The sequence below is a fragment of the Kitasatospora sp. NPDC001225 genome (assembly GCF_053597855.1).
Genome location: NZ_JBSFJC010000031.1, coordinates 44,309 through 55,748, shown reverse-complemented (window position 1 = coordinate 55,748; position 11,440 = coordinate 44,309). Strand labels below are relative to the sequence as shown.

General features: G+C 73.7%; 11 protein-coding genes. 5 read left to right on the top strand and 6 right to left on the bottom strand.

Annotated elements, in window-relative coordinates:
* Positions 1 to 232: 232 nt before the first annotated feature.
* Together fxsA and pdxH are read right to left on the bottom strand one after the other, a co-directional pair.
* Complete coding sequence (gene fxsA / locus ACWDCZ_RS13675; protein ID WP_049656076.1) at positions 233 to 424, bottom strand: FxSxx-COOH cyclophane-containing RiPP peptide; 192 nt, start codon at positions 422 to 424, stop codon at positions 233 to 235.
* 144 nt (positions 425 to 568) lie between these two features.
* Positions 569 to 1,201, bottom strand: a complete 633-nt coding sequence (gene pdxH, locus ACWDCZ_RS13670) for a pyridoxamine 5'-phosphate oxidase (RefSeq protein WP_049656088.1) — start codon at positions 1,199 to 1,201, stop codon at positions 569 to 571.
* Between the two features lie 438 nt (positions 1,202 to 1,639).
* On the opposite strand from pdxH, the gene ACWDCZ_RS13665 reads away from it, so the two are divergent.
* Positions 1,640 to 2,740 (top strand): citrate synthase 2, encoded by a 1,101-nt coding sequence (locus ACWDCZ_RS13665; RefSeq protein ID WP_049656080.1) that lies wholly within the window; start codon positions 1,640 to 1,642, stop codon positions 2,738 to 2,740.
* Between the two features lie 174 nt (positions 2,741 to 2,914).
* Positions 2,915 to 4,042, top strand: a complete 1,128-nt coding sequence (serC, locus tag ACWDCZ_RS13660; protein WP_049656082.1) for a phosphoserine transaminase — start codon at positions 2,915 to 2,917, stop codon at positions 4,040 to 4,042.
* A gap of 333 nt (positions 4,043 to 4,375) precedes the next feature.
* Here serC and thpR read toward each other — a convergent pair whose 3' ends face one another.
* Positions 4,376 to 4,963 carry an RNA 2',3'-cyclic phosphodiesterase gene (thpR, locus tag ACWDCZ_RS13655; RefSeq protein WP_449816017.1) on the bottom strand — a complete coding sequence of 196 codons (588 nt, stop codon included), beginning with the start codon at positions 4,961 to 4,963 and terminating at the stop codon, positions 4,376 to 4,378.
* Between the two features lie 46 nt (positions 4,964 to 5,009).
* Here thpR and ACWDCZ_RS13650 point away from each other — a divergent pair, with 46 nt between their 5' ends.
* Complete coding sequence (locus tag ACWDCZ_RS13650; protein ID WP_079272742.1) at positions 5,010 to 5,528, top strand: GNAT family N-acetyltransferase; 519 nt, start codon at positions 5,010 to 5,012, stop codon at positions 5,526 to 5,528.
* A 75-nt stretch (positions 5,529 to 5,603) separates the two neighbouring features.
* On the opposite strand, the gene ACWDCZ_RS13645 is transcribed toward ACWDCZ_RS13650, so the two are convergent.
* A complete protein-coding gene (locus ACWDCZ_RS13645; protein ID WP_449816016.1) occupies positions 5,604 to 7,202 on the bottom strand; it encodes an MFS transporter in 1,599 nt (532 codons plus the stop codon).
* Between the two features lie 136 nt (positions 7,203 to 7,338).
* Positions 7,339 to 7,773, bottom strand: coding sequence for a MarR family winged helix-turn-helix transcriptional regulator (locus tag ACWDCZ_RS13640; protein WP_030235202.1), 435 nt, complete (start codon positions 7,771 to 7,773; stop codon positions 7,339 to 7,341).
* A 123-nt stretch (positions 7,774 to 7,896) separates the two neighbouring features.
* On the opposite strand from ACWDCZ_RS13640, the gene ACWDCZ_RS13635 reads away from it, so the two are divergent.
* A complete protein-coding gene (locus ACWDCZ_RS13635; RefSeq protein WP_234348557.1) occupies positions 7,897 to 8,391 on the top strand; it encodes a VOC family protein in 495 nt (164 codons plus the stop codon).
* Positions 8,392 to 8,674: 283 nt separating this feature from the next.
* Entirely contained in the window at positions 8,675 to 9,523 is an 849-nt protein-coding gene (locus ACWDCZ_RS13630) for an MHYT domain-containing protein (RefSeq protein WP_449816015.1), read from the top strand.
* Between the two features lie 189 nt (positions 9,524 to 9,712).
* On the opposite strand, the gene ACWDCZ_RS13625 is transcribed toward ACWDCZ_RS13630, so the two are convergent.
* Positions 9,713 to 11,431, bottom strand: a complete 1,719-nt coding sequence (locus ACWDCZ_RS13625) for a hydrogenase maturation protein (protein ID WP_387830836.1) — start codon at positions 11,429 to 11,431, stop codon at positions 9,713 to 9,715.
* Positions 11,432 to 11,440: the final 9 nt, after the last annotated feature.

Here is an 11,440-nt window from a genome sequence, read left to right as displayed (position 1 = left end):
CCGCCAGTGCAGGGGAGTTGGGGGATTCGGCGGCCGCGTGGGGTTTAGCCGGTGGCCAGGCGCACTCCCCCGACCGGGGGCGCTCCGGCGCTCGGGGGCGCGCCGACGGGGGCGCGGGCGCCCGTCGGGCCCGACACGCCGGAGGAGGGGCGCGGACGGCGAACGGAGGGCGCGGACGCCGAGCGGGGGCGCGGGCGCGCCGGGCGGCGCGCACCGGGCAGTGCGCGGCGCGCTACCGGTCGAGCGCCGACTGGAAGGCGGCGAGCGGCTCCGCGCCGGGGGTCAGGGCGTCCGCGACCACCCGGCGCAGCAGGTCGCCGAGGACGGTGTCGGGCAGGGCGTCGAGTTCGTCGAGCGGCAGGGCGGCGACGTCGACCAGGTCAGAGCCGAGTCCAGCGGCGGTTTCCGCACCGGTGACGCCCATCAGTCCCTCACTCGATCGTGTCGGCACAGCGGGCTGCCGGCCGCAAGTGCATCGACCCAGGTCCGCGACGGGCATCCTACACCCGGGGGATGACGGTCCATCAGCTCCGCGCGGGCGCCGCGCGGAGCCTGTGGGCCGAACGGATCACGGGCAGAGCCGCTCCACCCGCCACCCCGTCGGGCTGGACGGGTCGGCGACGTAGCGGAGCCGGTCGTGCAGCCGGTTCTCCCGGCCCTGCCAGAACTCGACGCTCCGCGGGACCACCCGGTACCCGCCCCAGAACGGCGGGACGGGCACGCCCTCGCCCTCCGGGTAGCGGCGCTCCAGCTCGGCGTACCGCTGTTCGAGGACCTCCCGGCCGCCGACCGGGCTGGACTGCTCGCTGGCCCAGGCGCCCAGCTGGGAGCCGTGCGGGCGGGTGCGGAAGTAGGCGGCGGTCTCGTCCCGGCCGACCTTCTCCACCCGGCCCTGGACGATCACCTGGCGGGCCAGCGCGATCCACGGGAACAGCAGCCCGGCATGCGGGTTGGCGGCCAGCTCGGAGCCCTTGCGGGAGCCGTAGTTGGTGAAGAACACGAAGCCGCGCAGGTCGTAGCCCTTGAGCAGGACGGTGCGCGAGCTGGGCCGCCCCTCGGCGTCGGCGGTGGAGAGCACCATCGCGTTGGGTTCCACCACCCCGGCGTCGTCGGCGTCGTGGAACCAGCGGGTGAACTGGCCGATCGGCTCGGGCGCGAGCTGCTCCTCGACCAGGCCCTCGTGGCTGTAGTGCTTGCGCATCACGGTGAGGTCCGGGCCGGGGCGGGCCTCGTCGGCCAGGGTCCGGTTGGCGGGGCTCGGGGGCGTCGACTGGGCGCGATCCGGGGTCTGCACGCCAACATCATCCCGTACGACAAGCAGCGGGCACCGCTACCTCCGGACAAACCCCGGTGGGAGATCAGGTGACCCTCCACCGCTTGGCCGCCCGCCCTGCGGGAAATTGTCCGGAACCGGACGTTTGGTTCCGGCGATTCCAGGGGTTCCGGGAGCGCCACGAGCCCGGCCGGCCCCTCCGACGGGGAAAGTCAAACGGGTCGACGGGAAACATCACCATGGTGGTGTATGGCGCAATGCACCCCGTGCCTGTCACCCTGGCACCGAGTGCCAAACACCATTCGGTCACTGGCGCGCCGCCCCACCACGGCGGAGCGCCGATCACAGAACTGAGGGAGCCGTCGCATGTCCGATTTCGTACCCGGGCTTGAGGGAGTCGTCGCGTTCGAGAGCGAGATCGCCGAACCCGACCGTGAGGGCGGCGCCCTGCGGTACCGCGGTGTCGACATCGACGACCTGGTGGGCAGCGTCTCCTTCGGCCACGTCTGGGGCCTGCTGGTGGACGGCAAGTTCAACCCCGGCCTGCCGGCCGCGGAGCCGTTCCCGATCCCGGTGCACTCCGGCGACATCCGGGTCGACGTGCAGTCGGCGCTCGCCATGCTCGCCCCGGTCTGGGGCCTCAAGCCGCTGCTGGACATCGACGCCGAGCAGGCCCGCGACGACCTCGCCCGGGCCGCCGTGATGGCACTCTCCTACGTCGCCCAGTCGGCCCGCGGCCAGGGCCTGCCGATGGTCCCGCAGAGCGAGATCGACAAGGCCGAGACGGTCGTCGAGCGGTTCATGATCCGCTGGCGCGGCGAGCCGGACCCGAAGCACGTCAAGGCCGTCGACGCCTACTGGACCTCCGCCGCCGAGCACGGCATGAACGCCTCCACCTTCACCGCCCGGGTCATCGCCTCCACCGGCGCCGACGTCGCGGCCGCGCTCTCCGGCGCGGTCGGCGCGATGTCCGGCCCGCTGCACGGCGGCGCGCCGTCCCGCGTGCTCGGCATGATCGAGGAGATCGAGCGCACCGGCGACGCCACCGCCTGGGTCAAGAACGCCCTGGACAAGGGCGAGCGCCTGATGGGCTTCGGCCACCGCGTCTACCGCGCCGAGGACCCGCGCGCCCGGGTGCTGCGCCGCACCGCCAAGGAGCTCGGCGCGCCGCGCTTCGAGGTCGCCGAGGCGCTGGAGAAGGCCGCGCTGGAGGAGCTGCACAACCGCCGCCCCGACCGCGTGCTGGCCACCAACGTCGAGTTCTGGGCCGCCATCATGCTGGACTTCGCCGAGGTCCCGGCGCACATGTTCACCTCGATGTTCACCTGCGCCCGGACGGCCGGCTGGTCGGCGCACATCCTGGAGCAGAAGCGCACGGGCCGGCTCGTGCGCCCCTCCGCGCGCTACATCGGCCCCGGCCCGCGCCGCCCCGAGGAGATCGAGGGCTGGGACGCCATCGCCCGCTGACCCCCGGTCGGCGAATACCGGACGAGCGTCCGGTCAGTGCCCCTGAGCAGCGGGTCCGGCTCCGGCCGGGCCCGCTGCCGCACGTTTCCGGGCGGCTCCCCGAGCAGCCGTGACCGCGGTCTCAGCGGGCGGACGGCCGTACCCCGCCGGGCCCCCGGCCGGTAGGCTGCGCGCGTGGCTCAGATCCAGATCCCCGCTGACATCAAGCCCGCAGACGGCCGTTTCGGCTGCGGACCGTCCAAGGTGCGCCCCGAGGCCCTGAGTGCCCTCGCCGCCACCCAGACCTCCCTGCTCGGCACCTCGCACCGCCAGGCCCCGGTCAAGAACGTGGTCAAGCGCGTGCGCGAGGGCGTGAGCAGCCTGTTCTCGCTGCCGGACGGCTACCAGGTCGTCCTCGGCAACGGCGGCTCCACCGCCTTCTGGGACATCGCCGCCTTCGGCCTGGTGCGGGAGAAGTCCCAGCACCTGGACTTCGGCGAGTTCTCCTCGAAGTTCGCCTCCTCGGTCAAGGCCGCGCCGTGGCTCGGCGAGCCGACCGTGATCAAGACCGCCCCGGGCACCCACCCGCTGCCGGTCGCCGAGGCCGGCGTGGACGTCTACGGGCTCACCCACAACGAGACCTCGACCGGCGTCGCGATGCCGATCGCGCGCCCGGCCGGCGCCGACGAGGGCTCGCTGGTCCTGGTGGACGCCACCTCGGGCGCCGGCGGCCTGCCGGTGGACATCACCGAGACGGACGTCTACTACTTCGCCCCGCAGAAGTCCTTCGCCTCCGAGGGCGGCCTGTGGCTGGCCACCTTCTCCCCGGCCGCCCTGGAGCGCGCCGCCGAGATCGCCGCCTCCGGCCGCTACATCCCGCCGTTCTTCTCGCTGCCGACGGCCATCGACAACTCGTCGAAGGACCAGACGTACAACACCCCGTCGCTCTCCACCCTCTTCCTGCTGGCCGACCAGCTGGAGTGGCTGAACGGCAACGGCGGGCTGGACTGGGCGGTCGCCCGCACCGCCGACTCCTCGTCCCGGCTGTACTCCTGGGCCGAGAAGTCCCCCTTCGCGACCCCCTTCGTGGCGAACCCGGCCGAGCGCTCCCAGGTGGTCGGCACCATCGACTTCGACGAGTCGGTGGACGCCGCCGCGGTCGCCAAGGCACTGCGTGCCAACGGCATCGTGGACACCGAGCCGTACCGCAAGCTGGGCCGCAACCAGCTGCGCATCGCGATGTTCCCGGCGATCGACCCGGCGGACGTCGAGGCGCTCACCCACTGCGTCGACTACGTGGTCGAGCAGCTCGCGCAGGTCTGACCCGGTCCCCCGAGGACACGGCCGAGGGCCACCGCCGACGGGCGGTGGCCCTCTCGCCGTTCCCGGGGTGCTGGGGCGTGTCTGTGCCCGGACGGGCCCCTGGCAGGCTCAGGCAGCCCTCGGACAGGCCTCAGGCAGGCCTCAGCGGCCGACCAGTGAGCTGATCAGCACGACGACCAGCATCAGCACCAGGGTGCCGGAGACGATGCGCATACGAGTCTTGGGATCCACGGTCAACGAGCGTACCTCCGGCTCACCCCGGACTCCGCCGGGCCCCTGCCCCACCGCCCCCACGGCCCGCCCCCGCGGCGCTCAGCCCTCAGCCCTCAGCCCTCAGCCCCAGTCGGCCAGCGCCCAGGAGCGCAGCGTCACGTAGCGCGCGGAGCCGCCGCCCTGGTCGCTGCGCACCAGGTGCAGCTCGGCGGCCTCCCACTCCGGCCCCCGGTAGTCGGCCAGCGCCGCCACCAGGCCGTCCAGCTCGGCCGCCGCGACCCGCTGCACAGCCCGCCGGTGCCCGCGCGAGGAGCCCGCCCGGGCGAGGGTGAGGTGCGGGTGGAAGGCGAAGTCGTCGGTCGCCCCGGTGACCTCGGCGGTGGCCCCCGTGACGGCCTCGGCCAGCCGGCGCAGCGCCCAGGCCTGGCCCTCGACCCCGGCCCAGAGCACCCGGTCGCCGAACCGCCCCGCGCCCGCGATCCGCAGCCGGTGCACCGGGTTGACCTCGGCGACGGCGGCCAGGCCCGCCTCCAGCTCCGGCAGCCGCTCGGCGGCCACCTCGCCCAGGAAGGCCAGGGTCAGGTGCCGGCCCTCGGCGCCGGTCCAGCGCAGCCGCTCCGCCCCCGGCAGCTCCCGCAGCGGCGCGACCGCGTCCGCGAGCCCCTGCAGCGCCTCGGTCGTCGGCAGCACCGCCACGAACAACCTCATGGATCAATCTTCCCGCGCCCGGCCGTCTGGGGTAGAACGGTCTTCCATGAAGATCCGCAACGGGGGGTCCGCGGACGTCCCCGACATCCTGTCCCTGCTCGACGGCGCCGTCTCCTGGCTGACCGCCCAGGGCCGTACCGGCCAGTGGGGCGACCAGCCGTTCAGCACCAACCAGGCCCGGATCGACCAGGTCTCCTCGTACGCCGAGGAGCCGTTCCTGATCCGCCTCGCCGTGGACGAGGACGGCCGTACGGTCGGCTGCTGCGTGGTCTCCGAGGACCGCGGCCGGTGGATCCCCGCCGTGGACGAGCGCGAGCTGTACGTCCGCAACCTGGTCACCGACCGCACCCGCAAGGGCTCCGGCATCGGCGCCGCGCTGATCGCCGACGCGATCGAGGAGGCCCGCCGGCGCGGCATCGGCCTGATCCGGGTGGACTGCTACGGCGGCGCCGACCGCAAGCTGGTCGGGCTCTACCGGGCGCTCGGCTTCACCGAGACCGTGACGTTCGAGGTCGAGCAGCCGCACGGCCTCTGGCCCGGCCAGGTGCTGGAGATCCGGCTCTGACCCGCCCGCCCCTGAACCGTCCGGGCTCCTGAACCATCCGGGCCCCCGGGGCACTCCCGGGGGCCTGACACGGCATCAGCAGGCCGCCGCCAGCTCCGACTTGCTCGCCGCACCGGTCCGCGGCACGAAGGCCACCACCCGGCCGCCGCGGCCCGGGTGCAGGTCGAACCGCACCCGCAGGTCCGCACTGCGGGCCAGCACCAGGCCGACCGCGCCGGCCGCCGCCGCGGACACCAGTCCGCAGGCCAGCAGGCCGAGCCGGGGCCCGTACGAGGCGGTCACCCAGCCGACGACCGGGGCGCCGATCGGCGTGCCGCCGGTGAAGACCAGCACCAGCAGGCCCATCACCCGGCCGCGCATCTCGGGGTCGGTGGACAACTGCAGCATGGAGTTGACGGAGGTGTTGAAGCTCAGCCCGAACACCCCGATGAGCATCAGCAGCAGCGCGAAGGTCCAGTAGTCGGGCGCGAACGCGGCGACCACCTCCAGCGCTCCGAAGGCCAGCGCCGCGCCGACCAGCCGGCGCAGTCGCGGCACGCCCCGGCGGGCGGCGAGCAGCGCACCCGCCAGCGAGCCGATCGCCATCGCGGTGTTCAGCAGGCCGTACTGGCCGGCGCCCACCTTGAAGGTGTCGTACGCGAAACCGGAGAGCAGCGTCGGGAAGTTGAAGCCGAAGGTGCCGATGAACCCGGCCAGCACCATCGGCCAGAGCAGCTCGGGCCGCTCCTTGACGTACCGCAGGCCCTCGCGCAACTGCCCCTTCTCGCGGGCGATCGGCGCGGTCGGGCGCAGTTCGGACTCCCGCATCGCGAGCAGCCCGCCGATCACGGCGGCGAAGGACAGCGCGTTGACGGCGAACGCCCAGCCGCTGCCGACCGCGGCGATCAGCAGGCCCGCGACGGCGGGGCCGACCAGCCGGGCGGTCTGGAAGTTGGCGGCGTTCAGGCTGACGGCGTTGGCGAGGTCCTTCGGGCCGACCATCTCGGAGACGAAGGCCTGCCGGGTCGGGTTGTCCACCACGGTGACCAGGCCGAGCAGCAGCGCGAAGGCGTACACGTAGTACGGCGTCACCACGCCGCCGACGGTCAGCACCGCGAGGCCGGCGGCCAGCAGGCCCATCGCGCCCTGGGTGTAGATCAGCAGCCGGCGCTTGGGCATCCGGTCGGCGAGCACGCCGCCGAACAGTCCGAGCAGCAGCATCGGCAGGAACTGCATGGCGGTGGTGATGCCGACCGCGAGCGGGCTGCCGGTGAGGCTCAGCACCAGCCAGTCCTGGGCGATGCGCTGCATCCAGGTGCCGGTGTTGGACACCACCTGGCCGGCGAAGTAGTAGCGGTAGTTGCGAACGCGAAGGGAGGAGAACATCCCCCCGGGCCTCGTGAAGCGGGCGCCTGCGGGAGATGTGGCCGACGAGAGGGGCCGAGCGGAGCTCGCCGAAGGAAGGGTGGTGGTGGGCGACGGGTGGGATCGGCCGGGAGCGGCGGGGTCCGCCGCGGTGCGTTCGTCGGGGTCGTCGTCGCCGTTGCCGGGCAGTCCCGCGGGGGCGGGTGCCTGGGCTTCGGCGGCCGCGGCACTGGCCGCGGCGGGGTCGGTGGTGGGCTCGTCGGTGCGGATGGCGGCGCTGGCTGCGGCCGTCGGTGTCACGTTGGTCTCCCCTCGCGGCGCGACGGCCATGGCGGTGGCCGTCGCGCTCCTGGTGTCGGTGGTCGGTCCTGCGGTGATGCGGGCTCCTTGTTCTCCCGGCGGCCGGCCGGGGTCGGTGTGCCTCAGAGGTGTACGAGCTGCGGCCGTACGGACCGCGGGTGTACGGCTACAGGTGTGCGAGCTTGTAGAGCACGGGCGCGGCCTCCCTGAGGACGGCCCACTCCTCCTCGTCGAGCCCCTGGGCGAGCTCGGCGAGCCAGACGTTCCGGCGCCGACGACTCTCCGCGAGGATCGTCTCGGCCTGCTCGGTGCTGCTGACGACCACCTGTCGGCGGTCCTCGGGGTGCGGTTCGCGCCGCACCAGCCCCTTCTCCTCCAGCATCGCGACGATCCTGGTCATCGAAGGAGGCTGCACGTGCTCCTTCCGGGCGAGCTCACCCGGCGTCGCCTTCCCGCACCGGGCGAGGGTGCCCAGCACTCCCATCTCGGTGGGACTCAGCGACTCCTCCACCCTCTGGTGTTTGAGTCGTCGGGAGAGGCGCATCGTGGACGATCGCAGCTGACTGATCGCTGCGAGGTCCTGCTCGGACATCTCGGGCATCTCTTTAGCTTACGTCATTACTCTCGCTAAGGAAAATGAGATCCGCCGCCGTGCCGGAGGGTCACCCCGGTGCCATATTGGTGATGGGCCCCAGCTCTCGACTCCCAGAAGGGCCGACCTGCCATGTCCGACCTCGCCACCGAGCGGTCCGAGCGGTCCGAGCCGTCCGGACGGCCGCAGTCGTCCGAACGGTCCGACCGGCCCCGGTCGTCCGAGCAGCCCCAGCCGACCGGGCCGACCGGGCCCGCCGACACCGGCTTCGGCCGGCTCGCCATGGTCACCATCGACTGCGCCGACCCGGTCGCGCTGGCCTCGTTCTACGGCGAACTGCTGGGGTGGGAGACCAGGCACGCGGACGACCACTTCGCCATCCTGGACAACCCCGAGGGCGGCAGCCCGCTGGGCTTCGGACGGGTGACCGGCTACCGGCCGGAGCCGTGGACGGAGCCGGACGGCAGCAAGCACTTCCACCTCGACTTCTACGTCGACGACCTGGACGAGGCCACCGCCAAGGCCCTCGCGCTCGGCGCCACCGAGCCCGCCTACCAGCACGGCCGCACGCTGCGGGTGCTGATCGACCCGGCCGGCCACCCGTTCGGGCTAGCCCCCTTGGAGTAAGCACCAAAGGCGGCCGGGGACGGTGCGCAGGCGGTGTCAGGGGTTGGTGCCGGGATCATGCAGGCCGCGTAAAGGCCCATCCTGACCTGGGACTTCACGAAAAACGCGAACATTGTGCGACTGCCGGTCGATGGCTAATCTCCCCCTTGTCAGGGGCACCACACGCCAGGCTCCTCCCCGCGGGACGGCGTTCCCGCTCCGGTGCCCGTTCGCCGCGCGCCTTCCCCGACCAGCCGCGCCCTCCCGCGCCCCGGTGCCCTCAACCCTCGTCCAGGGAGCTCTCTTGGGTGCGATCCACCATGCCGACCACGGCTGGGTGACCCCGGCGGTCTCGTACTTCGTCGCCTGCCTCGGCGCCTTCGTCGCGCTCCGCAGCGCCCGCTGGGCGCTCGTCTCCCAGGGCCGCACCCGGGTCGTCTGGCTGCTGTTCGCCTCCACCTCGCTCGGGGCCGGGATCTGGTCGATGCACTTCATCGCGATGCTCGGCTTCTCCGTGACCGGCGCCGAGATCAGCTACCGGCCCCTGCTCACCGTGCTCAGCCTGCTGGTCGCCGTCGCCGTGGTCGGCATCGGGCTCTTCACCGTCGGGTACTGGCGCCACCGCGCCCCGGCCCTGCTGGTCGGCGGGCTGACCACCGGCCTCGGGGTCGCCGCGATGCACTACCTGGGCATGGCCGCGATGGTCCTGCCCGGCCGGCTCGGCTACGACCGGACCGTCGTGGCGGCCTCGGTGGCCATCGCCGTGGTCGCCGCCACCGCCGCGCTCTGGGCCGCGCTGAACATCCGGGGCACGCTCGCCGTCCTGGCGGCGGCGCCGGTGATGGGCGTGGCGGTCTGCGCGATGCACTACACCGGCATGGCGGCGCTCTCCGTCCAGCTGGACTTCTCGCGCTCCACCGAAGGCGGCGTGATGGCGCTCCAGTTCATCTTCCCGCTCGGGGTCGGGCTCGGCTGCTACGTCTTCTTCGGCTCGCTGGCCTTCGCCGTCTCCCCGAGCCGACCCGACTCCCAACCCCTGCTGGCCGGTCCGGCCGCCCCGCTGCCCCCGCGGGCCGCGCGCACCCCGGGCGACCCGGACGGCCAGTTCGTCCCGCAGCGGCGACAACCGCTGGACGGGGCGGCCCGGCACTGACGCCGGGTACGGGAGCGGGGCCCGAGCGGGCGTCCGGCCGGGCCCCCCACCCCGGCCGGGCGCCGCCCGTCCCGCTCCTGCCCTCCCCGTACGACGCGCGACCCGCCGCAGCTCGGCCGGCCCGCGCGAACCCCTGTGCCCGCGCGGGCCGTTACGACCGCACAGGCCGCGTACCGCTACGCGGTCCGCCTACGACTGAGCCGGCCGCCCGAGCAGCCCCGCCACGTGCTCCGGCGTGGCCACCGGACAGACCTTGTGCACGAAGTCCCGCCGCAGCGCGTGGTACGGACCGCCCGCCCGGTAGAAGTCGGCGTGCATCCGGCGCAGTTCCTCCGCCCGGTACTCGGCCAGCGGCTTGGCCTCCTCATCGGCCGCGCGGCGGCGCTTCTTGTCCACCAGCCGCCCGGTGAGCTCCGGCGAGGCGGCGATCCGGGCCGCCTCCCGGGCCACCCAGCGGCGGAACCCGGCCGCGTCCCCGCCGACCGTGCGGTCCACCAGGCCGATCCGGCGGGCGTGGTCCGCGCCGACCGGCAGCGCCTCGGCGGTGAGCCGCCCGGCCTGCTCGGCGCCGACCCGGCGGGGCAGGGTGTACGTCCAGTACTCGGAGCCGTACAGGCCCATCAGCCGGTAGTGCGGGTTGAGCACCGCCGAGTCCCGGCACCACACCTCGTCGGCGGCGAGCGCCGCCATCAGCCCGCCGGCCGCCGCGTTCCCGGCCAGGGCCGCCACCGTCACCTTGTCCGTCGTGGTCAGCACCGCCTCGACGACGTCGTCCATCGCGTTGATGTTCTCCCAGGACTCCAGCGCCGGGAAGGCCGCGCCCTGGATGACGTTGAGGTGGATCCCGTTGGAGAAGAAGTCCCGGGGCGCGCCGAGCACCAGCACCGAGGTCGGCCGCTCGGCCGCCTCCCGGTAGGCGGCAAGCAGCCGGCGGCACTGGTCGGTGCTCATCGCCCCGCCCGCGTAGGCGAATTCGAGGAACCCGACCTCGCCCTCCTCGTGGTAGCGCAGCTCCGACCAGGTGTCCCGGCCGCTCGCCCGCTCCGGGCTCACCGGCACCTCGCGGACCCGGTACAGCTCGTCGGCGAGCACCGTGGCGGCCGGCAGCTTGAAGGTGGCCGGCCCGCCGGGGGTGCGGCGCGGGCGCAGCTGCGGTATCCACACCGCGCCGTCCACGGTGGCCCGGCAGATGGCGCCGTCCCGGGTGGCCAGCACGGCGCCCGGCACCGGGCCGCGCAGCTCGTCCTCGGGGTGGCCGCCGTGCAGGAAGAACTCCCGTCCGTACAGCTCGTCCAGCACGCCGGGCTGGGAGTCGGCGGCGCGCAGCCTGCGCAGCACGGTGGCGGTGTCGTCCCGCTCCCAGTCGATCCGGCGGGCCTCCTGGCGCAGCGGGGGCCGCGGTTCGCCGTGCACGTCCGGCCGGGCGTAGTCCAGCGGTTCGGGGGTGAACAGCCCGCCCTCGTACCGCTGGACGGCCAGCAGGACGGCCTCGACGGCGGCGTCGGCGAGCTCGCCCCGGTACAACTCGCTCTTGCCGCAGGCCGGGACGGGGAACTCGACGGACGCCCAGATGTCGCCGGCGTCCATCTCCTCGACGGCCTGCAGCACGGTGACGCCCCAGCGCTCGGCCCCCTCGGTGATCGCCCAGTCGAGCGAGGAGGGGCCGCGGTCGCCCTTGGGCCCCGGGTGGACGATCAGGACGGTCCGGGTCGACCAGATGTCCTGCGGGACGGCCTTGGTGAGCATCGGACAGATGATCAGCTCGGGGTCGGTGCGGACCACCGCCGCCCTCATCTGCTCGTCACCGAGGGCTAGTTGGACGGCGACCTGGTGGCCGCGCTCACGCAGCCCGGTGTGGACGCGCTGGGTCAGGCTGTTGAACGCGCTGGCGATCAGGAGAATGCGCAAGGAGGGCCT